Here is a 26,211-nt window from a genome sequence, read left to right as displayed (position 1 = left end):
CTAAATTAAAAGGGGGATATATATTTCTATGTTAAATGCCAAATCATTACTAGATAATCAAAAAACAAATATACAAAATGGAACTTTATCTTACTATTACTTGGCTAGTACTGGGGCTGTTGTATTATGGAGTGCATCTTTTATTGCAACAAAATTAGCTTATGAAACTTTTGCTCCTATTCAACTCGCTGCAGTTAGAACTCTTTTTGCTGTGATTCTCTTTTGGTTCATGAGGAAAATTACATCAAATAATGAACAAATACAAAAGGAAGATCGTATGCGTATTGCATTAAGTGGATTTTTGGGGATTACACTTTATTTTGCAATAGAAAACATTGGGGTTAGTATGACATCTTCTTCAAATTCTGCTTTGATAGTAGCTTCTTTTCCTGCTGTTACAACATTACTAGAATTTTTTATCTATCATTCAAAGCCAAATATAAAAAAGGTACTTGGAATTATACTCGCTATCATCGGTGTTGCAGTTCTAACTCAAATTAATGTAGATGGGAATTCTAAATCTATGTTAGGAAATATAATTCTAATAGGAGCGGGAATTGTATGGGCATTCTACAACTTTATTACGAGAGATTTGACAAATAAATATTCTGCAATGACGTTAACATATTATCAGATGCTAGCAGGCTTCATCTTCTTTTTGCCATTTGTCATCATCGAGGGTAAAACATGTAGAATGCCTACCATCACTTCAGCAAGCGCATTGATCTATCTAAGTGTAGGCTGCTCTATTGTTGCATTTCTATTATATAATTTAGGACTTAGAAAACTCTCCTCTAGTATTTCAGTGTCTCTTATGAATCTAGTTCCTGTTTTAGGTTTGATATTTTCAATATTAATCTTACATGAAAGTGTATCCACCATACAGATATTAGGAGGAGTTATTGTCATCATAGGTGTTATATTAAGTTCTATTCAGAAAGGATAAAATTAAAATGTATAATGAAGTTAATATTTATTTAGTATATCTATTTAAATTATTTAACAAACAAAGTCTATAAAATATACCTAGATCTAGCCATAGGCTATAAATGCACCAAAAACAGATTTGGTGCATTCACTATTATTTAAAGCTCTTGTTCGTAGCTTTCTATCATTCTTTTCACCATTTCTCCACCAATTCTACCATTGTCTCTTGAAGAAAGGTTTCCTTTATCAATGTTTTCATAATCACTTAATCCAATTTCTGAAGCCACTTCAGTTTTTAATCTTTGTAATCCTTGTTTTGCTTCTGGTATTAAAGTTGTATTTCTTCCACTGCTACTTGATGCCATATTATTATTCCTCCTTTTGACTATATTTCTTTACAGAAATATATTAACCATAATTTCAAGCTATAGCCTTCAAAAATAATAACAAAAATAGAATTTATTTATTACTCTACCTATGCAAGGTTGATTTTTCTTGAAAAATTATAAACAAGACTATAAATTTGAATTTTGAAGTCTACGTACTCTATCTTCTATAGTTGGATGAGTGCTAAATAGGTTCATTAATCTTTTCGCACTTAGAGGATTGACTATAAACATATGACTTGCTGCGGGATTTACGTCCATAGGAACCACTCTTGAAGCCTGATCTAACTTAAGTAATGCTTTAGAGAGTCCTCTGCTATGTCCTGCAATCCTCGCTCCTGTACTGTCAGCAAGATATTCTCTAGATCTTGATACTGCCATCTGTACTAACATAGCAGCAATAGGTCCTAAAATAATTAATGGTAAAGCTGCTAGGAATCCTGAGCCTTCTTCTTCATCACTGTTACCCCTGCCAAACATTAACGCCCATTGCGCCCAATTAGCCATTGTTGTGATTACTCCTGCCATTACAGCTGCAATAGTACTTATAAGCACGTCCCTATTCTTAATATGTGCCAGTTCATGAGCAATAACACCTTCTAATTCTTCATAATTTAGTATATTCAATAGTCCTTGTGTAACTGCAACAGCTGAATGCTTAGGATTTCTTCCTGTTGCAAACGCATTAGGCTGAGTAGAAGGTGTAATATAAAGCCTTGGCATTGGTATTCCTGCATTTGCTGTCAATCTTTCCACCATATTATAAATTTCAATATTATCATTTCTTGTTAACGGCTTAGCTCCAGTCATAGATAGTGCAATTTTATCACTAAACCAATAACTTCCTCCATTCATAACTAATGCGAGCACCAAAGCCATCAGCATCCCTGATTGACCTCCAATACCTATTCCTATTAATACTACTAATATCGTCAGGACACTCATCAGAAGCAAAGTTTTAATTTGATTTCCAAAACTATTCATTTTGTTTTCCTCCTTTTACTTAATTACTAAAATATTTTGACAATTTTTTCTCAATTCAGAAATTTATGTAACAAAAAAACTCTATAGCTAGAACACGTTCTAACTATAGAGTCTCACTAAGCATTTTTTGCTTTCAAAGCCGGGATCTCTCCGTAATGACGACTTTGAATCCTGTTATAATCAACAGGCAGTTACTCCCCCTATAAATGAGATTATCACTGTCTTTTTAGTATTGTTATTAATAATATTACTATTAAATAAAAAACTTGTCAATATTATAGAAATCTTAACATGATAAACTTTTATTGATTTATTCTTACATAATTGTTATATTATTATAAGCAAGTTTTTTAATCACTTTTTTAAAATCATTATAATTCATACAAAAACAAACTTGTATCAATATTGTTTTTACATAAAATTTCGAATATATTAAAAAATATATATAATTTAAATATAAATTTATCTGAAAGGAGCTACAAAAATGTCTACTGGAAAACATTTATTTAAGTTTTTATTAATTACATTTATAGCCGCTATATTTAATTTAGCCATATGGTATTACATGGGTTCTGAAAGAGCTTTAGAATTTCTCGGAGGATATATTATTGAATTAAGTCTTAGTGTCGATAATCTTTTTCTCTTTTTATTAATTTTCTCGAGCTTTGGAATTACTGCTAAACATCAAAAAAGAATTTTAACTTATGGAATTTTTGGTGCGATTATTTTAAGATTCATATTTGTTTTATTAGGAATTGCAATTATTAATGCATTTAAATGGATTATATATATATTTGGTATACTTCTTATTATAAGTGGTATAAAAATGATGATTAACAAAGAAGATGATGTATCATTTGAAAATAGTAAATTAATTAAACTTCTAAAAAAAATGATACCTGTAACTAAAGAACTTCATGACGAAAAGTTTTTTGTGAAAATAAACAATGTTCTTCATGCAACACCATTATTTGCCATATTATTTTTAATTGAAGGATCAGATTTACTATTTGCTATTGATTCAATTCCTGCAATATTTGCAATAACAACTAATGTTTTCATCGTATATACATCAAATATTTTTGCAATATTAGGTCTTAGAAATTTATATTTTCTTTTAGAAAAACTACATAGCAACTTCGAATATGTTAAATATGGAGTAGCCTTAATACTTATATTTACTGGTATAAAACTTGGAATATCATTTAAGTATCATATATCTATAGGGATTTCTATTTCTGTTATTATACTAATTCTTGTAATAAGTGTAATTGCCTCTATAATAATTAGTAGAAGAACCCAAAAATGAATTATTAAATAATATCATATTAAAGAAAAATAAGGCACATGAAAAAAATAGCAAGACCCAAATGCCATGATTATTTTTCATTAGGCAAGGAGTTTAATGATTTTCTTTTAAGTATAGTTTCAAATTCCAATAGTAAAGCAAATATCGTACTATTCAATAATAGCTTTCTTATTCAATATTAACCAATATACTTCTTATATGGTAATCTAACAGCTATTTTTGTGTCATCAAACATATATTGCGTATTATAAAGTGGTTCGTCGCCTTGAAATACGTTCATTCCTATTGCATAAATAGCTTGTGCCATATTCAAAGGATCTTGAATAACAGTACCAGCCATAACACCCTGCTTAATCAATTCTTTCGCTTCTGGTAGCGCATCTATTCCAAAAACTGCTATATATTTTGATTCATCTCCTTTATTAAATCCATATTTTTGAATTGCTTCAATTGCACCAATTGCCATGGCATCATTATTTGATATTATTGCTTCAATTTTATTGCCAAAATTTAAGAATAGTGAATCAGCAGTTATTCTGCCTAAATCTACATCCCAATTAGCAACTTTGACTGCAAGTTCCTTTGTTTTTATTCCAGCATTATTAATTGCAGAAATAGCTGCATCAGTTCTTTCATTAGATTCTATATTATTATGCTGACCTTTTAATATAACATATTCTAGCATGCCATTTTTATTTTTATCTATAATTTCTCTATTCTTGTTCCAAGAATCACTAATAATTTCCCCTTGTAATTTACCTGCCTCTTTAGCATTTGTTCCTACATAATAAGCTTTACCATAGGATTTAATTGCATCTACTTGTAATGGCTCACGATTAAAAAAAATTATAGGAATGTTTTTGTACCTAAATTTATCTATAATATCTTGTGTTGCTTGTGAATCAACTAAATTTACCAGTAAAATATCTACCCTACTATTAAATATTTGACTAATAGTTTCATTTTGTACTGCTTGATTTCCTTTTCCATCAAAAAATTCAAATTCTACTTTTCCTTTATTTTGCTTCTGAATCTCTTCTAAGTTTTGACGAACTAAAGAAATAAATTTATCATTAGAATTATATAATAGTACATCTATTTTTATATAATTTTGTCGTATCCCATTTATCTGAGCATTAACATTTTTAGTATCATGTACTGATGTTATTGAAAATACAATAATTACAATTCCTAAAACAGCTAATACTCTCTTTAATACTCTCATTTCTAATCCTCTCTTTCACTGCTATATAAACTTATTATTCTCATCAATAAATAAAATTATTTGTACTAAGTGATATCTATAAAATTAATAATTATTTTTCCACTAAATTAATCATCTTAATTATGCACATATTTAGAAATAAAGTTTCTTAATTCTATTTAGTAAAAAGTATTATATACAATCACTGAATTTAAGGAAGAGTTTACATAATCATGTTAAATCATAAGACTCGCAATAATTATATAAATATAATTGTGGATTAGATTAAAGGGATGAGTGATATTGATTTAAAACACATTAATAAAAAAGCTGAGAATCTTAAAATTTTAAGGATTCTCAGCTTCTATTAAATATGAAATTTATAAAAATATTTGGTCACAACCTTTTTAATATCAAATATACTTCAATTAAGGCTAATAAAACTAAAGATATTATTACAGAATTTATAATTAAATGATATTGTCCTCCGAAGCCATCTTGTGCTGTATGTTTTATTAATATTCCTATATACGCCCAAATTATAACAAGTCCATATGCAATATCTTTATTTTTTAACATTATTCGAATACCTAAGAAAACTCCAAGTACTATTATAATGCTAGTATAAATCTCTGACATTCCAATGTTCCTTAATCCTAAACTAACCATAAGTACAACTGCATTAGCAATTGTAATCCATCCATAGTAAATGCTAAAAGGAAGTTTTAAAAAAAGCTTTTCTCTTAATGACAGTTCTTCATTTTTAACAGTCTTTATAATTAAGACTAAGCTTACAAGAATAACAATCATTAGTATCATTGACAATATAATAATATTGTAATGCCATGATATAATCCACATTGCATTTGCTATAGATGAAATACAGAAATAAATTCTAACTTTTTCAAATGCGTCTTCATTAATCATAGTTTTTTCTTCTTTAAAAAAGCCAAGTTGATAAATTATATATCCTGCAAGTAGAAAATATATTCCACCCCATATAATAAATGTTAGTCCTGCTGGTGCAAAAAGATTTTTATATGAGTCAGATACATTACCGGTAGTCATTCCATTAATTGGTAGAATATTTGCTAACGCATTTATGCTAATCATTATAAAAAATAAAACTGTAGTAAAGATACTAATATTGGCTTTAACTTTTTTATAACTCATTTTAGAGCCTCCTTTACAAAGTCCCCCCCTTATTCAAAATGATTCAAAGATAGATATTTCCACTAAAGAAAGGATTTCAAAATGCTTTCTTTAGTTTTTTTGTCAAATATTCTCCTAGTTCCATATCTGAATTCATTATATGATCTTTACACCATTTAACCATCTTTTGCTGAGTATTAATTACGAACAATGATGATATCCCTGTAGTTTCAAAAACTCTTCTTAATTCTTTAAGTTCATTTTTAAACTCTCCATGTTGTTTATGCTGAACATTGAATTTAGGATACTTATTTTTCTTTTGAATTTCCTCTTCATAATTAAAATGTTTAATTACATATACTTCAAGAAAATCCAAAGTATTAATAACTTCACTTTTACCTTTTCCTTCTTTCATAGCCTCTAATAATTTATTCAAACGATAAAATAGCTCTTTGTGTTGATTATCAATATTATCATCTCCTACAGATAAAGAGTTGTCCCAATTTAAAATCATATTTTAGCCTCCTTCAACCAATATGTTAAATACTAAATTTTTGAGATAGTTCACCTAATGTCTCAGCTGTTTCTGCTTGACTTTGAGATGATTTGGCTACTTCTTCAATTGCTAATGTTACTTCATTAATACTAACTAATATCTCTTCAGAACTAGTAGCTGATTCTACCGCTGTTGCAGACAAACTTTCTAACGCAAAATTTATTTGATTTATAACTTCTTTCATTTGTTCTGATGAACTTGCAATATCACTTGCTATATCATTTACAAATTCCGCATCTTTTTCATATTGAATCCCTGTATTTTTTAACAATTCATAACTTGGTTTAACACTGTTTTCAATGTAGTCTAAAACTTCTTGTCCACTTTCTGATAGATTATCAAAAGCATTTTGAACCCTATGAACCATTCCTTGAATGCTAGCTACTGCGTTTGATGATTGTTCTGCAAGGCTTCGTACCTCATCTGCAACTACAGCAAATCCTTTTCCCATTTCTCCTGCTCTTGCAGCTTCTATAGCCGCATTTAATGCAAGTAAATTAGTTTGAGCTGCTATCTCTCCTATGGAATCTGCCATTATCTTAACATCTTGAACTATTTTTCCTTCATCAATAGCTTTAAGAATATTCATTTTATTTTCTTCATAAATCTTATTTCCATCTTCAATATTTTGTATTGCTTTTTGTTTTATTTCTTCTGCCCTTTTCTTTATTTCGCTTGCAGATTTAAAGCTTTTATTTGCCTTATTATTTAATTCGCTAGTTGCATTTGCTATTTCTTCTGCTGATGCACTAACTTCTTCAGTTGTTGCACTTAAGTCCTGAACTCCTTTAGTTATTTGTTCAGTAGAATCATTGACCATTTGCATTTTTGAAGAAACTTCTTCAGCAGTAGCTGACAATTCTTCACTAGCAGCGCTAATATCACCTGAACTACCTACCATTTGAGATATTAATACCTTTATATTTTCTTTGGATTTGTTCAATGCATTTGCAACTTCACCAATTTCATCATTATATTTAATATCTATTTCCTTTGTTAAGTCTCCTTCACCTAGAGCTTTTGAAAAATCAATTATTTTTCTCAATTCCTTTGAAATAGATATAGATAATAACATTCCAATAATTATAGAAGCAATAAATATGAATATAGTAATTACAATAACTATAATCTTTGAACTATTATAAGTTATTATATTATTTTGCGAATTAGTGCTTGCTTCATTAATATTCATAGAAATTATTTCATCTAATGATTTGAAAAGATTTTCTCTTATAGCAGCCCCTTTTGAAATTTCTCCCATTGAAGATTTATTATTTCCATCTAAAGCAAAAGTATATATTTTCTTAGCTACATACGAATAATCTTTTGCTGAATTTTCTATTTTGGTAAACGTATCTTTTTCATGTTCTGCAATCAATTCATTCTTGTAACTTTCTAAAAGTTTTGAATTATTATCTAATAAAGTTTGCACCTCTTTAACAGTAATATTTTTTTGACTTATATCCATTTCATCATTATATGCTAATGCAGTTAGATCTCCACGAATGATTAAATAGTTTTGTTTTATTTCATCCAGTGTCTGTATAGATTTAAAATTATATTCATACATCAATTTAGTATTATTATTTAATTTGTCCATATTGTGTATCCCTAAAAACCCAACTATACCTGTAAATATAGATACAAATGTAAATAATAAAACTAATTTTGATGCTATTTTTAAATTATTAATCCTTTTAAACATAAATAATCACTCCATTCATACTTTGCTGATTTTTATTGCAATTTTAAAATTTAAATTAACAATCCAACTACGCATAGATATTTCTACTAATCTCATCTTTACATTTTCCTTATTTCATAGAAGAAACTAATAAATTTATACGATTAAATGATTTACATATGCTTTTAAGACAAATAGACAATCTTTCATACCACTCAAAATTCATCAAAACCACCTCTTATATCCATATGTTTTATTATATAATTCTACATATTTCAAAAAATCCCTCTATTTATTTTCACAACATTTAGCATTTTAAAGCATTTTTTATAATATCACTTTCCTTAATTACAAAACAAATATACATCAAGTCGAATTATAACCATTAAATTTTTCATCGAAAATTATGCAAAAAAATCAGTCAATAGTTTTTACTCTTGACTGATTAAGAATATAAAATGCTTCCCTTTCCATAACTACTTTCGACAACCACTTTTCCTCCATGCATTTCTACGAAGGATTTTACAAGATCCAAGCCTATTCCGCTGCCTTCAGCTTTTCTTCTATATACTTGATCAACCTGTGTAAATGTATCAAATATTCTGCTCTGCATACATAAAGGTATTCCTATTCCTGTATCCTCTACTGATATTTTTATTTTGCTTTCATTGCAGATGATATTTACATTGATAGTACCTCCTGTTTTTGTAAACTTTATAGCATTTCACAATATATTTAGCCTGACTCTTTCAATACCTATAACCTGTTTTAGTTCTTTTCTTAAATAAGAAAACAAATAATTTTCATCTATTTATGTAATGACTAAAATTTATACATATATCCTTTATGAAAACGAAATAAAGGAGGTTAAAACTATGGCTGTAACTAAAACTATTGACTCTGTTTCTCTCAGTATTGAAGTTCAAAAAGCTCTAGACAAGGCCGGCGATCCAATTTATACCAAGAGTGCGACTTGTTGCTATTTGAAAAGAATAGCCTAATTAAATGATTAAATTCATAAATTAGAACTGTTATTATGAGAAACCAAATGACGGAGTAACGTCCCGAAGGGTTTACACTGATACTCCGATTAGCGTTTTGCTAAGTAAATAGCAGAAGGTTAAAAGCTCGGTGAAGTCGGCTGAGAGCCATCGTAAGTAGAGAATTTCTTTCTACACGAAATGCAAACTAGAGGTAGTTGAGTGGTGATAGGTCGGGTGTCTATAAAATATCTATGGTTAGGATGCTACTAAAGTAGCTGACGAAGTTGGGAATGTACATGTCTAAAGTAGGAATATCTAGAAATGGATATAACACATATGTGTTGCAAGTGTGGATGAGTAAAAATTCTTGGTATGAAAATCCATATAGTATTACAGGTACTATCAAGCTTGCAGGCTTATACTAACGACCTAAGGATATATGCAAAGATAGTAATAACGGAACAAGGTAAGCTTGGAATATGGAGGTTTTACTGCCCATGAAGTAGTGATAAGGAAAAGAAGTTCTATAACTTATCTTAATCCAAGTGAAAGTGGTGGCATGAAGCTATAATAATTACAGCAATAGTAATTTATGCAATAGCCACTAGACAATTGTTATTTGATAATTAAATACTGAATAATTCAAGGTTCGAGTAAGACTAAGAGATGTTAATCTAAATTTGTATTTATACAAATGAGGAGGCAACAGACTTGGAGGAAAGCTTAAAATTAGAGAAACGACAGTTACTAAGAAATAATGAATATTACGCAATGCAAAATGAATTTGACAATTTGTATAAACAATCTTGCAATAATAAAAATTTCATTAATTTAATGAAACATATAACATCTGACAATAATATCTTACTAGCATATAGAAACATTAAAAAAAATAAAGGTTCAACAACAGTTGGAACCGATAATCTTAATATAAATTACTTTAAAAACATGGAAACAAAAAAGTTTATTGAACGTATCCAAAATAAATTCGATAATTATATTCCAAAAAGTGTGAGACGAGTTGAAATACCTAAACAAAATGGTAAAACCAGACCGCTAGGTATACCCTGTATTGAAGATAGAATTCTCCAACAATGTATTAAGCAAGTTTTAGAACCCATATGTGAAGCTAAATTTTATAAGCATAGTTATGGATTTAGACCTAATAGGTCAACAAAACATGCTATTGCTAGATGTATGCAAATAATGAATTTTAGTAACGCATATTATGTAGTAGATATCGATATAAAGGGATTCTTTGATAATGTCAATCATAGCAAACTAAAAAAACAGCTATGGAACATTGGCATACATGATAAAAACTTGATTTGTATAATTGGTAAAATACTAAAATCAGAAATACAAGGAATTGGAATACCAACAAAAGGAACACCACAAGGGGGTATAATTAGTCCTTTATTATCTAATATAGTTCTAAATGAATTGGACTGGTGGATTAGTTCTCAATGGGAAACATTTGAAACAAGATATAAATATACCCAACAATCACACAAATATAAAGCCATGAAAACAAGTAATTTAAAAGAAATACGTCTAGTTAGATATGCTGATGACTTTAAAATCTTTTGCAAAGATTTTAAAACTGCACAGAAGATTTATAATGCTACAAGATTGTGGTTAAAAGAAAGATTGGACTTAGATATAAGTCCTGACAAATCTAAAATAACAAATTTAAGAAAAAACTATACAGAATTTCTAGGATTTAAACTTATGGTTAAGCCTAAAAGAAATAAATATGTTTGTCAAAGTCGAATGTGTGATAAATCTAAAAATAATGCCATTAATAAACTTAAAGACCAAATAAAGAAAATCCAAAAGCAAGAAAATAGTAATGAAGTATCAATCTTAAACTCAATGATACTAGGTATTCATAACTACTATAATATTGCTACCTATATAAGTAAAGATGTAAAGAAAATTAGTTTCTTAGTTACAGGAACCTTAGAAATGCGATTAAAGAATTGGATATCAAATAAACCTAAATTTTCTGAAACATATAAACGGTTATATGGAAATTATAATGGTAAGATACGTACTATTTATAACGTCACTATCTTCCCTATTTATGGTTGTAAGACCAGACCACCTAATAATTTTAATCAAAATATATGTAATTATACTGAAAGAGGTCGATTGTTAATTCATGACAGACTTAAAGGATATTATCATTTAATCAAATATCTTTTAAAATCTTCGAATTATACTGGAACTGCTGAACTCTGTGATAATATGCTATCTCTGATAGCAGGACAAAAAGGTAAATGTTACATAACAGGTCTAGACTTAGAAACTGATAATATGGAATGCCATCATAAGATACCGAAAAGTAATGGTGGAACAGATGAGTATAAAAATCTTGTTTGGCTATGCGCCGAAGCTCATGTTCTTGTACATTGCAATGAAAAATATACCATAACTAAATATCTAGGTTTATTGTCCTTGGACGAAAAAGGGTTAAAACGAGTCAATTCTTTAAGAAAGTTAGTAGGAAATTCAGTTATTTAATTAAAAAAGTATAAATTGTTGGAACGCCGTATGAGGTGAAAGTCTCATGTACGGTGTGAACCAGGGGAAAAGATGGAGATAACTTCAAATTCTTACCTATTGGTATAAACTTTCTCAGGTATAAAAACAGATGCGACACCTGAAAATGTTTATGCTGTTGCAGATGCAATCAAAGGTGTTATGGAAGCTAATACTAGAGATTACTTTATTAATGAATCTTCTAGCTTAGCAAATGCTTAGGATCTTATTCTAAAAAAAGATTGGAGGTAAATTAAATGGAATATTCTTTATCTATGACTTTTTTAACTGTAGCCGGTGAAAAAAGTACTTTAAGTGTTTCTGGAGTTAAACCTACTCTTACAAAAGATGAGGTTAACGCGCTTATGGACACTGTAATTTCTAAAAATGTTTTCAAGACTGATTCTGGTGATTTAGTTAAGAAATCTGGTGCTCAAGTTACTCAAAGACAAGTTACCAAATTTGAGGTAGCTTAGACTTAGTTTTTGAATATAAAAATGGGGGTTTGTCCTAATTACAAGGATAAATCTCCATTTTTTTTGCTTCTAATTTTTATATGAAAGCTTAAGTAAATTGATAAAAATTTACTTAACTAAAGTATCCTGGATATTGTCTTTCTTATACCCTTGTTGATGTTTTTTTTGTATAAAATATCACTATATCCTTTTATGAATAATATAATTGTGATAATGCTAGATAAAAGGTCTGTTATAGGTTGAGCGAACCATAGTCCGTCTTGACCAATTACCTTTGGTAAGAAAAATATAGTTAGTGCTAATATCACTGATTGCCTTGATATACTTAATATTACGGCAGTTTTAGGTTTACCTGTTAGCATCATGAAGCCAGAGCCAAAGGTAGGAATGGAAATAAGAAAGATAAGCACTGTATATTTTTTTAAGCCATTTATAGAAATATTCACAAGTTCAGGGTTCTGCGTAAAAAGACTAACAGCGAATTTGGGAAATAGCTGCATAATTATAGCACTAACTGCCAAGAATCCAGTACTAAACAAAACAGCAAGGGCAAGAGTCTTCAGGGTTCTGCCATAGTTCTTTTTTGCATAATTATAACCGATAATGGGCTGGAAGCCTTGAGCTATTCCATAAACTGGCATCAAAAATAATATTGTAATAGAGTTTAGTACAGTCATTGCGCCAATTGCTAGTTCTCCACCATATAAATTTAAGGAATAATTGCTTACAATTTGTGCAACACTTACGAATAATTGATTAGAAAATGGAACTAACCCAATTAAGAAAATAGCTTTTACAATTGAAATATGTAATTTGAAATTGATCTTTTTAAGTATCAAAGTATTTTTTAATTTCATAAAATAATAAAGTCCAAGAATTACGGTAGTAAATTGAGCAATGACAGTAGCAATAGCTGCACCTTTTATTCCCATGTGAAATACATATATAAATAAGGCATCAAGTAATATATTAAGAATGCACCCTGTAATTGTAATAGCAGCTGAAAATATAGGATTTCCATCAGAACGAACGATAAAAGGCAGACAAAATCCCAGCATATTAAATACGGTACCAGCCATGATGATTGTAATAAAATCTTTAGTATAAGATAATACTTCACCGTTTATACCGAGCCATCCTAATATTGAATTTTGAAATATCATATAGAGACTAGTAACCAAAAGCCCTAAAACAATGCTTAGAGATAGTGCATTTCCTGCAAAATTTTCAGCTTCTTCTTTATTGCCTTCTCCGAGTTTTATAGAGATATTAGAGCTGGCCCCCATTGATATGAGAGCAGATAAAGCTACTACTATTGTAGTAATTGGCATTGTAAGGCCAATTCCAGTTAAGGCTAGAGTTCCGACTTCTGATATATTTCCTATAAACATCCGATCGATTACTATATAAAGTGAATTAATCAATAAACTGAGTACTGTTGGAACTGAATATTGTATAAGTAATTTTCCAATAGGTTTTTGTTCAAGTTCTTGTATTTTGTCCATTATGTAATTTCTCCTTTAGATATATTAAAGATATATAATATCTGCAATTCAAATATAAAAACCCATATATTAATGGGTAAATATTTATTCTTTGTTGGTTTTGCAGTTTGATTTATTTTGAGTCAGATCATATAGTTTTTTATCTTCTAGATAATTTTCTAGTACATTTTCAGCTTCTGACATTACTTTTTCAATCAAGCATTTGCTATTTTCATTTAAATTGCAAACAAATAATGAGCCAGTTCCTTCAGTGGCCTTAATAACATCCATAAAAGAAATAGACCTCATGTCTTTACGCAAAACGTAACCTCCATTTGCACCTGGAGTTGACTCAATTAAATCAGCTTTTACCAGCTGAGTTAAAATTTTCGAAAGATATGTAGTAGATAAATTAAAGTGTTCCGCTAGAGCACTTACGCTTAGCTTTTCACTTTTCGCATTTTCCATCATATATACAATTGTATGTAGAGCATAATTTGTTGCTTTTGTATATTTCAAATTAAAACCTCCTAAAAGATATTGCAGAGTTTATTTATCTATAATAATAAATATAATAGATTATTTTGTCAATAAGTATTTTATTCACCTGGCAATTCGGATTTTGCAGTTAGGCAGTATACATCTAATTCCGGTATTGAACTCATTTCTACATTTTGGATAGCACACGTTCAATCTTTCCTTTTTCCTGTTACTACCCCTATGTCGTGTTTCACGACACCACTGCAATGTCTTAAAAGTGCATCTCTTAGATTTTTATCCGATAGCTAGCATCCGTACCTCCCATTCTTTAAGTAGAAGATAACGACTGCACGCTCCTAGATAAGTTCAACTGGTTTAATCATGCCCTAAAGCCTTTCTGCATCCATCGCAAACAACTGCTCCATTAAATTCAACAACATCTTTATCACTTCCACAAAAAATGCATCCTTTAATATATTTTTTAACAACCACCCCATTATCAACCTTAATTATTTCCATGGAATCTCCCTCGTAAATTTCTAGTACCTTTCTTATTTCTTTTGGTATTACAATCCTTCCAAGTGGGTCGAGCTTTCTTACTATTCCTGATGATTTCATTTAAACAACTTCCCTTCATAATTTAGCTTTGTTTAATTCTGAAAAAATTCGTTTTCATGAGAATTTTCACTCTGTAATTGTTTATTGTGAATTGTGCACTGTGCATTGTAAATTTATTTAAGTCTATAATTATTCCTAATATCCTTCTCAACTTCTACAACATAATCTTTTGACATTTCATATATTCTTGAAGCAACCCCTTCATCAAATGTCAGTAATCTGTCAATAGAGAATTCGCTGCTGACTATGATAGGAAGAAAATTAAGATATCTGTAATTAATAATTTCAAACATAATATTTGTATCTGTTTCATTGATTTTTCCCTTAAAGAGATCATCAATAAGTAGTACCTCACATAATTGATACTTTGAGATGGTCCTAGTATAATATTCTTCATCAATCATATTTTGTTTTATCTTTGTGATTACATCACGATAAGGCATGTACAGCACTTTAATTCTTTGTTTTAAAAAATTCAATGCAACAGCAATACTGCAATGCGTTTTACCGCTGCCAACCTGTCCACATAATAAAATACTATTTCGCCTAGTATCTTTTATTTCATCAAAATCAGTACAATATGCTGCTGCAGTGTCCTTCATCCTTTGTGACGCATTATTCCAAACTTCAAAACTAGAAAAAGTAAGTTTACTTTGTTCAACATTGATTCCAGAATACTTCCACTCATTCTTTAGTTTTTCTATTTTTCTGCATTCACAGGCTACAGCAAGAGGCTGCATATGTTCCTGGGGGATAAGTATCCATCCAGTATCGCAGCATTTATCGCATTTATATGAGGTTTGCTTCAATCCTCTTTCGTTCAGCTTCTGTAAGTTTTCGCGGTTCCTTCGGCTTGAATCCTGCAAATTCATTTTTATCTGCTCTGTTACTCTTTCCATTGCTTCTAACCCCATTTTTCTTTACCTCCATATGATCTTCTGGATACCCATCTCTCCTCCAGTTTTTTAATACCCCAATTGCATACTTTATGTCAGGACAATTCTTCTCAAACCCAACATCCATGGCCATCTTAACCATTTTTTCTCCATGGATATCAATAGCCGATCTAAGAGCAACATAGTCGCATCCTCCTGGCTTTCCTGTTATTTTTTCATGATAATGCATAAGCTCTAAAGCTTTAAGATTTATGTCCTCCTCTTCCCCTGATTCACTTTTAGTATTATTGTGTTTCTTAGATAGATTCGACTGGCTAACTTCATCATCACAAGCTGAGCCTTTATTATTTATATCAAAACCATTATTCTTTTTACCCTCTATGTTTTTATCTTTATCTATCTCTTTTTTCTCCTTCTTATTCTTATTCTTTTTCTCCTTCTTATTCTGTTGCGTTACTGTAACGTTACATTTATTTTGAGTAACGTTACTATTATTTTTAGTAACAATACAATTATTATCATCAGTTTCTAAAATGTTATTACTGATATCTTCATTATTATCAATAATTTCTACAGTAATATTATTACCTGCTTCGCTAGTAGTAATATTAGTTTTATCATTAATATACGTATTTCCAGAAGCCTCTTCACTAGTTTCCAAATTTTCTAATATATCATTCTTACCTAGAGCTTTGTTTTCTTCTATAGTAGAATTCTTAGAGTAATCTTTCTTTCCTTCTAATTCATTAGTTTTTTCTAATTCTACACTTTCATCCAGATCTTGATTTTCTTCTAAATCTATAAATTCTTCTAAGACTTTATCTTCCTGAGTTTCTTCCTTATTACTTTTAGCTGCATTCTTCTCTTCTTTCTTCTTTTCTCTATGATTTTCAACTCTTTTTCTGTTTTGTTCACGGACCCTTTCCATTCCCTCTATGTTCTGATGCTTATCCCAGTTCACAATTCTAATTACTTTATCAGAAGCTATTTCAATCATGCCAAAGTTAGATAATACTTTTAATGCAATCTTAATATCCTCTAAAGGCCTAGAAAATAATACAGCCAACATTTTGGCAGTGAGAGGTTTCCCTTCTGATAAGAAAACCTTTCCATTAGCATTAAGTTTTCCACCAAGTAAAAGTATTCTTATCCAAACATAATGAATTGTATCCCTGTTAGGCATTGCATCTATTAACTTCATCTTTTCATCATCATGCATATTAGTAGCTAATTTAATCCATTTGATATCTGCCATTATTTTCACGCTCCCATAAATAAAATTGCCTAAACCTTTCAAGACCATTCCATGATGGGTTTAACTCAATTAACTTACAAACATCTATATAACATTTAAAAATCCTAAAATTCATTTGTAAGTCCTCACTTTCTTTTTATACATTTCTATCAAAAATTGTATCCCTGATATATTCTAGCTCAATGTGTATGAAAATAAATTTACATTTATTTTTTAATTTAAGACTACTATTTTCTTAATTCAATTAAAATTTCTTTTAATAATTCTTGCATAGCTTGTCCTTCTATAAAAATAACCATCAGCTCAACATAATGCTCTTAAATTACAATATATACGTTGCAATTCCCAATGCACATTTCACAATTACGTATAAAATTCTTGCAGCATTTTTAGAATTGTGATGAAGAATTATTTTTGCAATATATATAATCAATTCTAGATTTCTAATACTATATATATAAAGTCAATACATTTTACTCTTTAAGTAATTTATTTATTAAAAAAAATCTCTATTGGATTATTTATATCTAATAGTTTTATCATCTTATCGATTTCATTAGAACCAAATATTCCTTTATTAAGTTTATTACCTAAGGTTTTTGGAGACATTCCTAATTCCCTTGCCAGCTTTTCCTGAGTATATCCTTTTGCTTTTATCTTTCCCTTTAACTCATTAACTAATATCATAAATGCTCTCCTTTCGTTACTCGTTAAGTAATATTTTATATATTATGGCTATTATTGTCAATACTTCTTACGTAACTTTTTCTATATACTGGAAAATAATTGTTGCATATCCGGAAACAGATGTTATAATAAATTATATTAATAGTCTCCAAATTAGAATGATTTTTTTAATTTGCCTAACTGCAGTAAACAAAATAAATAAAAAGTTATTAAGTTTTATTAGGACGCTTCGATTTTATTATAGATTATCAATAAATTATATTAATTGATAATCTATAATTTACTTACTTTTAATATAGAACTAAGAGGTGATATAAAATGGGTTTGAAAGAAAATATCAAAAATAGACGATTAGAATTGAATCTCACATTAGAAGATGTTTCTAAAAGATTATCTATTAGTAAGCCAACACTTCAAAGATATGAAAGCGGTGTAATCTCTAATATACCTTCTGACAAAATCGAAAAACTTGCAGTAATATTAGAAACAACTCCATCTATTTTAATGGGATGGGATGAAAACAAAATAAAAACACGTTTACAACTATCAGAAGAATTAGAATGTTTATTAAAAAAATATAATTCTTTAGATAATCTAGGTAAACATACAGTAAACACGGTATTAGAAATGGAATTTAATCGTTGCTCACAACTTAATAATCAAGATAGAATCTTTTAATTTATTGTCTATAATAGGCACGTTATTTGATAAAAATAAATTAAAATTAAATATCCAAATTAAATTACAACACTTCTAATTAATTGCACCAATAGCTATATCACTCATATACAACCTTTTAATTATTAATTTTCATATATAATTAATAATGCTGTATAATTCACTCTAGAATAATACAGCACTTTAATTTCTTTCTTTAAGCTATATTTAAATTTCAAGTTGCTTTTAATTACATATTTCTTCTAATGCTAGTATGGTGCATGCCATATTTCATAGTTTTCCAAAATAAATTTAATAAACTTATATCTATTTAACTAATCAAAAGATTCATTATAGGTTAACTTTTCTCGTAATTTAATATACCACTTTATTTCTAGTGCTTTATTAAATTTGCACCTAATTCAAATGCTTTTTGACAATCTAAAGGAAATTGAATTTTTCTATGTGCTGCTTTTTCTTCTTCAGAGAAGGATTCAACTTTATATTTTGAGTAATCATCAAATTGATAAGTATTATTTGAATACATAACTAATGGTTTTGTAAATATATGTCCAATATTAGATTCCATGCGCTCAAAAGTTTTTAAATAACCAATTTGCTTCATTACCTCTTCTTTAACATTCATTGTATAAATAAATGCTGTTGGCATCCTCTTTGGCGCTAGTGAAGTACCATTATTGTCATACACAAGATAGGGAAATAATAGTCTTTCTAAAAATGATAGGAATTTACCTGTTACATTACTAAAATATACTGGAGAACTAAAAATAAGTCCATCAGATTGAGATACTTTTTCTAAAACTTCTTGAAGATCGTCTTTTACCGCACATTTTCCATAACTGTTACTTCCAAGTCTTTTACAAGCAAAGCAACTTATACATCCAGTATAATTTAAATCATATAAATTAATTATTTCAGTTTCAATTTCTTTATCTTTTGCAGCTTCTTTTACTCCATCTAAAGCTTTTTGAAGCAATGTAGCTGTATTTTTATTTTTTCTTGGACTTCCGTTAATACCATAAATTTTCATAGTAACACTCCTCTTTCTGTATATTCTCCTATAATGTTTTTGTTATAATTAATATAGCATAGGAGAAAAGATATACAAGAATGCAGTTTTTTCTGTGCCAGTATAAAAAGTATACTATTGAATTTGAAGGAGTTGTGATTATGAGTGATTATATGAATTATAATAAAGAATTCCCTGCTGATAATGTATATGAAAGAAAATGTCCTGTTATATATGCACTCGATATTTTAGGCCAGAAATGGAAATTACCTATCTTATGGTGTCTATCCAACAAAGATTTTACTAGATATAGTGAATTAAAACGAAAAGTTAAAGGTATTACTAATATGATGCTTACAAAGTCTTTAAAAGAATTAGAAGAACATAAGCTAATTGTTAGAACCCAATATGAAACCATTCCTCCGAAGGTTGAATATTCTTTGACAGAAAGAGGTAAAGCCTTACTTCCAACATTTAAGGAATTATACATATGGGGTGAAGAGCAACTTAAACTTGATACGTCAAAATCAAATTATGAATAATATAAAATAATGTATAATATATAAATTTACGTAAAAATAAATCTATATATTATCCTTATTATTATAAATTTATATTTCATATCTTTTAAATGCTTCTCATTTACTTTAATACATAATGTAAGAATTTTGAAAACTAGCATGAAACTATTTATGGCTAGTTATAACATCTTTAATGATTATTATTAAGTATTTAAAGCATAGAATATTAATAAAATTATTCCACAAACTATAACGCTAGTAATAATCCTAGTGAGTAGATTCCCTTTCGTTAATCAACTTAAATTACCTATTTGTGAACGATTTACCGAATGTACGAAGTTAGCCATTGAATTTTTTATATTCGTCAATTTTGCGTTTATCTTTTTATCCACGAACTTCCTCCCTAGTATTAATTAATCATTGACAATAATTTACCATTACGAATCGATTATAACATATTTTGTAAACATCCCATTGCTCAATTTTCAAAGAATAATATTTAAAATAGCTACTTCGCATTAGTAGTATTGTGTATAAAATAATTCAGCTACACATGGGTGTATATTTTCATAAAAATAACAAAATAATAATAGCGGAGGTAAATGTTATGAAAATAAAGAAATTCTTGATTATATTTTTAATATATATATTCACCTTTACTATAATTGCAGAAATGCATCCGTCTCCAATGGCTGAAGTTTCAGAACAAGAAATATAACCTATTTCAGCTACTTATAAACAAGGCATCTATTCTCTTTCCTTGTTAGAAGGATATAAGGTCACTGCTAAACTTATAACTCCAAATACAACTGTTACTTTAATAACAGTTGATAGTAACGGTAAACTTATACAATTTATACACTTAGATGAAACAGATGAAATTGTAAAACTAGGTACTCTTCATAATGGGGATACTGGGATAGTACTTGGCAACGGAGAAGTAGCTATTTCTCCTTATAAATAAACTCTTAATGTAGTGGTTATACTCAATCTACTCGCTACATTAAGCCTATCCTTTGAGAATTTCTCACATGATTAACTTATAATATCTATTGTTTGTTCAATTGTACTATGAATTAATTAATTTATTATCATTTATGCTATCTCTATACCTACCATATTAATAATGTTTACTATCCCATTTATCACTTCTTTGCTTAATAATTTCTACTCATATTGTGCAGTAAAAAACCGCAAATTCAATCTCTTGAATAATGCGATTTTATAATTTGCTATTTATTTTTAGTAATTCATAATTTAAGAATAGTGTAAATCTTATATATTGAATATAAAATTAAAGCATGACCGTAAAACGGAAATTAAACTTGAATACATTTTAGTTTGTTTATTAAAAAAAATAACTATACTGATAGAACATTTCATTTCTTTTATACCCTGATTGTTCATATAGTTTTTGTGCAGTAGTATTATCTATTGCAGTTGATAAGGTTAATCCTTTTGCTCCTGTTTCAAATGCAAACTCTTTTGCTTTATTCATTAAACTTTTACCTATACCTTTCTTTCTCGCACTTTCTTCAACATATAAATCATTTAGTATCCATATTCTTTTCATGGATACTGATGAAAAAGATGGGTATAATTGAACAAATCCTAGAGGTATTATTGAGTCTTTCATGATAATAAAAATTACTGATTCATTATGTATCATTCGTTCCTCAATAAATTTCTTTGAAGATTCTAAATTTGAATCTTGTCCATAAAATATTCTATACTTATTGAATAAGTTTCCAACCAACTCAAAATCTTCTAAATCAGCTTTTTTAATTTTTATATTTTCCATATTCTCTCTCCTCTTTATACTTTATGATTTTATTTCGATATAACTATGCGCTAGTAGTATTTCACCATAATTTACTATCATGCATTAATTATAGTATATCTTGTAAAAATCGCATTATTCAATTTTCAAAGAACATTTTTATAATTTACTACATCAAATCTATATATTATGTAAAGTTTCTAGTATTTTTAACTCTCTAACTCACCTTTATAGTCTTCTAATATTATCTAAAAAAATTTTTTATAGTTTCACATACAAAATCAACTTCTGCTTCTGTTATTTGAGGATATATTGGAAGTGCAAGTATTCTCTCACATATACTTTCAGCAACCGGAAAATCTCCTTTTTTATAACCTAAATAACTGAAACACCTTTGAAGATGTAATGGTATAGGATAATAAATACTAAATTGAATCTGATTTTTCTTTAAGTATTCTCCAAGTTCATCTCTCTTTTCTGTTAATATATTAAATACATAATACACAAGATTTTGCTCGCCTTTCAAAGTGGCAAATTTTAATTCCTGACAATCTTTTAACCTATCAAAATACCAATTGGCAACTATTTCTCTCTTTTTAATGCTTTCTTTTATGTATTTCATTTTCACTTGAAGAATAGCTGCCTGTATAGTATCTAATCTTGAATTGTATCCAATATGCTCATAGTGATATTTTTTTGATGCTCCGTGAACTCTATACATTCTAGCTAATCTAGCTAATTCATCATTATTTGTTACTATCATTCCTCCATCCCCAAAACCACCAAGAGTCTTGGTTGGAAAGAATGAGAAAATCCCAAAATCTCCAATAGTGCCTGAATGTTTATATTCAGACCCATTTCCTTTCCATCTCATTCCAAATCCCTCAGCAGCATCTTCAAGTACTCTCAAATTATGTTTACCTGCTATGTCCATTATTTTATCCATATCAGCCATTTGTGAAAAAAGATGAATCGGAACTATACCAACAGTATTTTTAGTAACTTTTTCTTCTATTTTATTTGCATCAATATTAAAAGTCTCCTCATCAACATCTACAAAAACTGGTTTTCCCCCTCTTCTTGTTATACATGAAGTAGATGCAAGAAATGTAAATGGAGATGTGATGACTTCTTTTCCGCTTTCAAACCCTAAAATATCCGAAGTTAAAATTAGCGCATCAGTTCCAGATGCAACAGCAATTGCATGTTTAGCTCCAGTAAACTCCTCAATAGATTTTTCAAAATCAGTTACCTCTTTTCCAAGGGTTGAAATCCCTTCTTGCATAACGCTAATAACAGCATTATCAAACTCTTGTTTATGTTCTTCATATTCTCTTTTAGATGTATAAAAATCAACTTTCAATTTATGTTCCTCCTTTTGTTTTTTCCATATTTTTCATGAATTGCTACTACAAATCTATATATTGCGCAAATCATATGAATAGCTATTTTTTCTTTATACACCTATTTTAATTCCTACCCTTAGGTATGAGTCAATATTAATATCCTAACTGTTTTCCTACAATAATTACCTTTATCCTATCTTTAATAAACTGCCCTCTAATTGATAGATAAGATTATTTATATACGAACATAATCAATTGCTATGCAACTTCTCATATTATATAGTCCTATATCCTATATATATTGCTGAATTAAACTTACATAATCCATATTAATAGTATCTAAAAAGAGTACTTTTTTAGATATTTCACTAAATATAAAGTACTCTTTTTCAAAAGCTATGTTATATTATTACTATATAGTTTGCTTAGCAGATATAACTGTTATCTCTAATACTCTACTTAAGAAAGAAAATTTTTCTTTCATCATATCAAAATCTGAACCCTCTTCAAGGAATTTTGCAGTTCCTTCTATTAAGAATCCTGCTCCCATATACATATGTCCCATTACTTCTTTACTTCCTAAAGTAACCTTAACTTTGTTATTTTGTTCTATATTTTTTTGAGTTCTTCTCATTCCAGCTGCTGGTATTAATAATCTTCCATCTTCAGTAGCAACAACATATGAATTCCAAGTATTAACTACATGTGCCTCATTGTTACTACAAGATACTATAGCTACTACACCTTCATGTGATATAACTTCAAGCAATTTTTCATTTAACATTTAAATTCCTCCTCTGTAATTTTACAAATTTTATTATTTTAATATTTTTAAAAAGTCTTAATTTATGCACATTGACTTTTCTATAAAACAATTATACAATCGATGTGTAATCATCAAAAGTGCCAATTCTTTTTATTTTATTGGATACAGTTCATAAGGAGAGTGTTTTAAAAAAATGATTGTTCTAGATAATGATTCAAGAGTTCCACTGTATTTGCAAATTTACGAGCAGTTAAAAGAAGAGATAATTTCAGGACAAATTCTGGAAGGTAGTAAGCTATATTCAACACGAACGCTTGCAGCAACATTAAATGTCAGCAGAAATACAGTAGAAAGTGCTTATATGCAACTTTCTTCTGAAGGATATGTTACAAGTAAAGCAGGCAGTGGGTTCATAGTTGAAAAACTAGATAGTATGTTAATCACTAAGTTAAAGGGAGAGAACTCTGACAATATTAAGAATCATAAAACAACGTTACCTGAGATGAATTCTGATAATAACTATAAGTATAATTTCAAATATGGAAAGCTACGTGCTTCTGATTTTCCTTTGCGCTTATGGAGGAGGATATCAAATAAATGCTTAGCATCTATAGATGGTGAGGTTATGACATCTTATACTAGCAGTAAAGGTGAAAAAGAATTACGAATAGAAATGATGGATTATTTAAATAAATCAAGAGGGGTCTCATGTACTCCAGAACAAATTATCATTACTTCAGGCTTTGAGCAGTGTTTAAGTTTACTATGCCAGATATTCAGAAACAATTTTTCTAAAGTAGCTTTAGAAGATCCTGGCTACATTGGCGCAAGAAAGATTTTTAACAATAACGGATATGATGTTGTTCCAATTAGCTTAGACAAGGATGGAATAAATATTGCTGAATTAGAAAATAATTCCGCAAAGATAGTATATGTAACTCCTTCACATCAATTTCCTACTGGATCAGTGATGCCAATTCAAAAAAGATTGCAATTATTAGATTGGGCAAGAAGAGAGAATGGATTTATAATTGAAGATGATTATGATAGTGAACTTCGTTATAATTCAAGGCCAATTCCTTCAATACAAGGTATTGATTCAGAAGGCTGTGTTATATATATTGGAACTTTTTCAAAATCTTTGTCCCCAAGCTTGAGATTGAATTATATGGTATTACCCCAATCATTACTAGAAATATATGATAAATTTTTTAGTAGCTACCAAACCTCAGTTCCAATAGTTGAGCAAAAAATCATTCAACAGTTTATGCATTTAGGACATTGGGATAGTCATCTGCGCAAGATATCTCTCCTAAACAAAAGAAGACATGATATGTTAATCCACTCTATTCATAAATTTATGGGAGATAATGTTATTATTCATGGTAAAAATGCAGGTTTGCATATCTTGCTAGAATTAAATAATGGATTATCTGAAGAAGAGATAATAGAAAAAGCTAAAGAATACGGCGTTACAGTTTCTCCTGTATCTACATATTGGTTACGCAAGGATAAATATCCTAATAATATGGTTCTTCTTGGTTTTGGTGGGATGACTGACAGTGATATTGCTGAAGGCGTTAATTTACTTAGTAAAGCATGGTTTAGTAAGTAGATCCTATTAGGAAATTAAAATAGGCATTATAAGGGCTGTCGCATTAGCGGATTAAAATCCATTAGCGATAGCTCATTTTTTAGCCTACATAAATCATTCCCTAAATTAGATATTGAGCTAATTAATAAAAGGTCCAAGTATTATTTTTTAATCAACATTTGAACCTTTTAAATCTAATCTAATTGTCTTTATGCTATGAATCCAGCTCTTTTCTTTATTAAGAAATAACAAAGGAATCTTAATTATAAGTCCCATGTTATTCTTACCAATTAGCTTATTTACTCGCTTTATATATCGGAAGTAAAATATTGTCAATAATATCCTCGGCATTCGTTTCTGTGATCCTTCCATGTAAAACAAGCTCATTTATAATTAGTATAGCTGGTAAATTTAAAGCCTTTTCAGAAATATTATCTACTGAAAGTGAAATCTCTTTACGATGATTAGCTCGCGTTATAATAGTTTCAGTTGATTCACGAAGACCATTTCCGTTGTTTATAACATTAAATAAATCGTAAGGCGTCATATTAGAAAGCATATCTAAAATTACATCTCGTAGATCATCGGGCCTGATAATTTCAAATAGATTTAAAACATTAAATAAGGCCTTTAAATCTTCTCTTAGCGAACCATGATCACTGACTTCTAATTCTATTGATGGTGCATGTCGGCTTAATGCGGCAAAAATAAGATAACATTTTTGTGGCCATCGACGATAAATAGCATTTTTGTTGGTTTTTGCAGCACGAGCTACCTCATCCATAGTCAATTTGCTATATCCTATTTGATTAAGCAATAACCAAGCCTGATCTAAAATCGCATTTTCAAGTATAACGCCACGGCGTCTACTAACATTTTCATTCATGATACA

General features: G+C 29.0%; 28 protein-coding genes and 2 pseudogenes. 11 read left to right on the top strand and 19 right to left on the bottom strand.

From position 1 onward, the window contains the following. Positions 1–28 precede the first annotated feature (28 nt). Positions 29–946 carry a DMT family transporter gene (locus KEC93_RS11430; protein WP_077869804.1) on the top strand — a complete coding sequence of 306 codons (918 nt, stop codon included), beginning with the start codon at positions 29–31 and terminating at the stop codon, positions 944–946. Between the two features lie 139 nt (positions 947–1,085). On the opposite strand, the gene KEC93_RS11425 is transcribed toward KEC93_RS11430, so the two are convergent. Both KEC93_RS11425 and KEC93_RS11420 read right to left on the bottom strand, forming a co-directional pair. Then, a complete protein-coding gene (locus tag KEC93_RS11425) occupies positions 1,086–1,292 on the bottom strand; it encodes an alpha/beta-type small acid-soluble spore protein (protein ID WP_077869803.1) in 207 nt (68 codons plus the stop codon). Between the two features lie 150 nt (positions 1,293–1,442). Next, complete coding sequence (locus KEC93_RS11420; RefSeq protein WP_077869802.1) at positions 1,443–2,297, bottom strand: zinc metalloprotease HtpX; 855 nt, start codon at positions 2,295–2,297, stop codon at positions 1,443–1,445. Positions 2,298–2,781: 484 nt separating this feature from the next. Between KEC93_RS11420 and KEC93_RS11415 the strand changes: the two genes are divergently transcribed. Then, entirely contained in the window at positions 2,782–3,606 is an 825-nt protein-coding gene (locus KEC93_RS11415) for a TerC/Alx family metal homeostasis membrane protein (protein ID WP_077869801.1), read from the top strand. A 178-nt stretch (positions 3,607–3,784) separates the two neighbouring features. On the opposite strand, the gene KEC93_RS11410 is transcribed toward KEC93_RS11415, so the two are convergent. The 5 genes from KEC93_RS11410 to KEC93_RS26490 all read right to left on the bottom strand — a co-directional run bounded on the left by KEC93_RS11410 (position 3,785) and on the right by KEC93_RS26490 (position 8,878). Next, on the bottom strand, positions 3,785–4,831 hold the full coding sequence (locus tag KEC93_RS11410; protein WP_077869800.1) for a galactose ABC transporter substrate-binding protein: 1,047 nt from the start codon (positions 4,829–4,831) through the stop codon (positions 3,785–3,787). Between the two features lie 375 nt (positions 4,832–5,206). After that, positions 5,207–5,983, bottom strand: a complete 777-nt coding sequence (locus tag KEC93_RS11405) for a TspO-related membrane protein (protein WP_077869799.1) — start codon at positions 5,981–5,983, stop codon at positions 5,207–5,209. A gap of 76 nt (positions 5,984–6,059) precedes the next feature. After that, complete coding sequence (locus KEC93_RS11400; RefSeq protein ID WP_077869798.1) at positions 6,060–6,476, bottom strand: bacteriohemerythrin; 417 nt, start codon at positions 6,474–6,476, stop codon at positions 6,060–6,062. A gap of 25 nt (positions 6,477–6,501) precedes the next feature. After that, the gene (locus tag KEC93_RS11395) at positions 6,502–8,223 is read right to left on the bottom strand and encodes a methyl-accepting chemotaxis protein (protein ID WP_077869797.1); all 1,722 of its coding nucleotides are present in this window, start codon (positions 8,221–8,223) and stop codon (positions 6,502–6,504) included. A gap of 424 nt (positions 8,224–8,647) precedes the next feature. Next, positions 8,648–8,878 (bottom strand): ATP-binding protein, encoded by a 231-nt coding sequence (locus KEC93_RS26490; protein WP_238893420.1) that lies wholly within the window; start codon positions 8,876–8,878, stop codon positions 8,648–8,650. Positions 8,879–9,077: 199 nt separating this feature from the next. Here KEC93_RS26490 and KEC93_RS26675 point away from each other — a divergent pair. The 5 genes and pseudogenes from KEC93_RS26675 to KEC93_RS11375 form a co-directional block, all read left to right on the top strand. Beyond that, a pseudogene (locus tag KEC93_RS26675) lies at positions 9,078–9,167 on the top strand (DUF1659 domain-containing protein); the annotation flags it as partial. Between the two features lie 314 nt (positions 9,168–9,481). Continuing rightward, a complete protein-coding gene (locus KEC93_RS26670; RefSeq protein WP_274597745.1) occupies positions 9,482–9,610 on the top strand; it encodes a hypothetical protein in 129 nt (42 codons plus the stop codon). 286 nt (positions 9,611–9,896) lie between these two features. Then, positions 9,897–11,711 carry a group II intron reverse transcriptase/maturase gene (gene ltrA, locus KEC93_RS11385; RefSeq protein ID WP_238953266.1) on the top strand — a complete coding sequence of 605 codons (1,815 nt, stop codon included), beginning with the start codon at positions 9,897–9,899 and terminating at the stop codon, positions 11,709–11,711. Between the two features lie 108 nt (positions 11,712–11,819). Further along, a pseudogene (locus tag KEC93_RS11380) lies at positions 11,820–11,951 on the top strand (DUF1659 domain-containing protein); the annotation flags it as partial. A gap of 35 nt (positions 11,952–11,986) precedes the next feature. Next, a complete protein-coding gene (locus KEC93_RS11375) occupies positions 11,987–12,205 on the top strand; it encodes a DUF2922 domain-containing protein (RefSeq protein ID WP_077870003.1) in 219 nt (72 codons plus the stop codon). 116 nt (positions 12,206–12,321) lie between these two features. Here KEC93_RS11375 and KEC93_RS11370 read toward each other — a convergent pair whose 3' ends face one another. The 7 genes from KEC93_RS11370 to KEC93_RS11340 form a co-directional block, all read right to left on the bottom strand. Next, positions 12,322–13,710 carry an MATE family efflux transporter gene (locus KEC93_RS11370; protein WP_077870004.1) on the bottom strand — a complete coding sequence of 463 codons (1,389 nt, stop codon included), beginning with the start codon at positions 13,708–13,710 and terminating at the stop codon, positions 12,322–12,324. 84 nt (positions 13,711–13,794) lie between these two features. Next, a complete protein-coding gene (locus KEC93_RS11365) occupies positions 13,795–14,208 on the bottom strand; it encodes an RrF2 family transcriptional regulator (protein ID WP_012058445.1) in 414 nt (137 codons plus the stop codon). 336 nt (positions 14,209–14,544) lie between these two features. Beyond that, positions 14,545–14,787, bottom strand: coding sequence for an AbrB/MazE/SpoVT family DNA-binding domain-containing protein (locus tag KEC93_RS11360; protein WP_077870005.1), 243 nt, complete (start codon positions 14,785–14,787; stop codon positions 14,545–14,547). A 113-nt stretch (positions 14,788–14,900) separates the two neighbouring features. Then, a complete protein-coding gene (locus KEC93_RS11355) occupies positions 14,901–15,527 on the bottom strand; it encodes an ATP-binding protein (protein WP_077870007.1) in 627 nt (208 codons plus the stop codon). Between the two features lie 49 nt (positions 15,528–15,576). Next, positions 15,577–16,938 (bottom strand): putative phage replisome organizer, encoded by a 1,362-nt coding sequence (locus tag KEC93_RS11350; protein ID WP_077870006.1) that lies wholly within the window; start codon positions 16,936–16,938, stop codon positions 15,577–15,579. After that, a complete protein-coding gene (locus KEC93_RS11345; RefSeq protein ID WP_171781095.1) occupies positions 16,916–17,053 on the bottom strand; it encodes a hypothetical protein in 138 nt (45 codons plus the stop codon). Before KEC93_RS11345 ends, KEC93_RS11350 begins: the two co-directional genes overlap by 23 nt. A 374-nt stretch (positions 17,054–17,427) precedes the next feature. Continuing rightward, the gene (locus tag KEC93_RS11340) at positions 17,428–17,625 is read right to left on the bottom strand and encodes a DUF739 family protein (protein ID WP_023975159.1); all 198 of its coding nucleotides are present in this window, start codon (positions 17,623–17,625) and stop codon (positions 17,428–17,430) included. 318 nt (positions 17,626–17,943) lie between these two features. Here KEC93_RS11340 and KEC93_RS11335 point away from each other — a divergent pair, with 318 nt between their 5' ends. Next, positions 17,944–18,303 carry a helix-turn-helix domain-containing protein gene (locus tag KEC93_RS11335; protein WP_012058440.1) on the top strand — a complete coding sequence of 120 codons (360 nt, stop codon included), beginning with the start codon at positions 17,944–17,946 and terminating at the stop codon, positions 18,301–18,303. 373 nt (positions 18,304–18,676) lie between these two features. On the opposite strand, the gene KEC93_RS11330 is transcribed toward KEC93_RS11335, so the two are convergent. After that, positions 18,677–19,333 (bottom strand): flavodoxin family protein, encoded by a 657-nt coding sequence (locus KEC93_RS11330; RefSeq protein WP_023975160.1) that lies wholly within the window; start codon positions 19,331–19,333, stop codon positions 18,677–18,679. Between the two features lie 140 nt (positions 19,334–19,473). Here KEC93_RS11330 and KEC93_RS11325 point away from each other — a divergent pair, with 140 nt between their 5' ends. Beyond that, the gene (locus KEC93_RS11325; protein ID WP_077840130.1) at positions 19,474–19,854 is read left to right on the top strand and encodes a winged helix-turn-helix transcriptional regulator; all 381 of its coding nucleotides are present in this window, start codon (positions 19,474–19,476) and stop codon (positions 19,852–19,854) included. 739 nt (positions 19,855–20,593) lie between these two features. Continuing rightward, entirely contained in the window at positions 20,594–20,797 is a 204-nt protein-coding gene (locus tag KEC93_RS26485) for a hypothetical protein (protein ID WP_238893261.1), read from the top strand. A gap of 384 nt (positions 20,798–21,181) precedes the next feature. Here KEC93_RS26485 and KEC93_RS11315 read toward each other — a convergent pair whose 3' ends face one another. The 3 genes from KEC93_RS11315 to KEC93_RS11305 all read right to left on the bottom strand — a co-directional run bounded on the left by KEC93_RS11315 (position 21,182) and on the right by KEC93_RS11305 (position 23,743). Beyond that, complete coding sequence (locus KEC93_RS11315; protein ID WP_077870053.1) at positions 21,182–21,634, bottom strand: GNAT family N-acetyltransferase; 453 nt, start codon at positions 21,632–21,634, stop codon at positions 21,182–21,184. 223 nt (positions 21,635–21,857) lie between these two features. After that, positions 21,858–22,976, bottom strand: coding sequence for a DegT/DnrJ/EryC1/StrS family aminotransferase (locus tag KEC93_RS11310; protein WP_077869817.1), 1,119 nt, complete (start codon positions 22,974–22,976; stop codon positions 21,858–21,860). Positions 22,977–23,371: 395 nt separating this feature from the next. Next, a complete protein-coding gene (locus tag KEC93_RS11305) occupies positions 23,372–23,743 on the bottom strand; it encodes a pyridoxamine 5'-phosphate oxidase family protein (protein WP_077840122.1) in 372 nt (123 codons plus the stop codon). Between the two features lie 175 nt (positions 23,744–23,918). Between KEC93_RS11305 and pdxR the strand changes: the two genes are divergently transcribed. Beyond that, positions 23,919–25,340, top strand: a complete 1,422-nt coding sequence (gene pdxR, locus KEC93_RS11300) for a MocR-like pyridoxine biosynthesis transcription factor PdxR (RefSeq protein ID WP_077869816.1) — start codon at positions 23,919–23,921, stop codon at positions 25,338–25,340. A 274-nt stretch (positions 25,341–25,614) separates the two neighbouring features. Here pdxR and KEC93_RS11295 read toward each other — a convergent pair whose 3' ends face one another. Beyond that, a complete protein-coding gene (locus KEC93_RS11295; protein ID WP_077869815.1) occupies positions 25,615–26,205 on the bottom strand; it encodes a TetR/AcrR family transcriptional regulator in 591 nt (196 codons plus the stop codon). Positions 26,206–26,211: the final 6 nt, after the last annotated feature.

The sequence above is a fragment of the Clostridium beijerinckii genome, assembly GCF_018223745.1.
In the GTDB taxonomy this organism is placed as follows: Bacteria; Bacillota; Clostridia; order Clostridiales; family Clostridiaceae; genus Clostridium; species Clostridium beijerinckii.
This window is presented reverse-complemented; position numbering and strand designations above follow the sequence as displayed.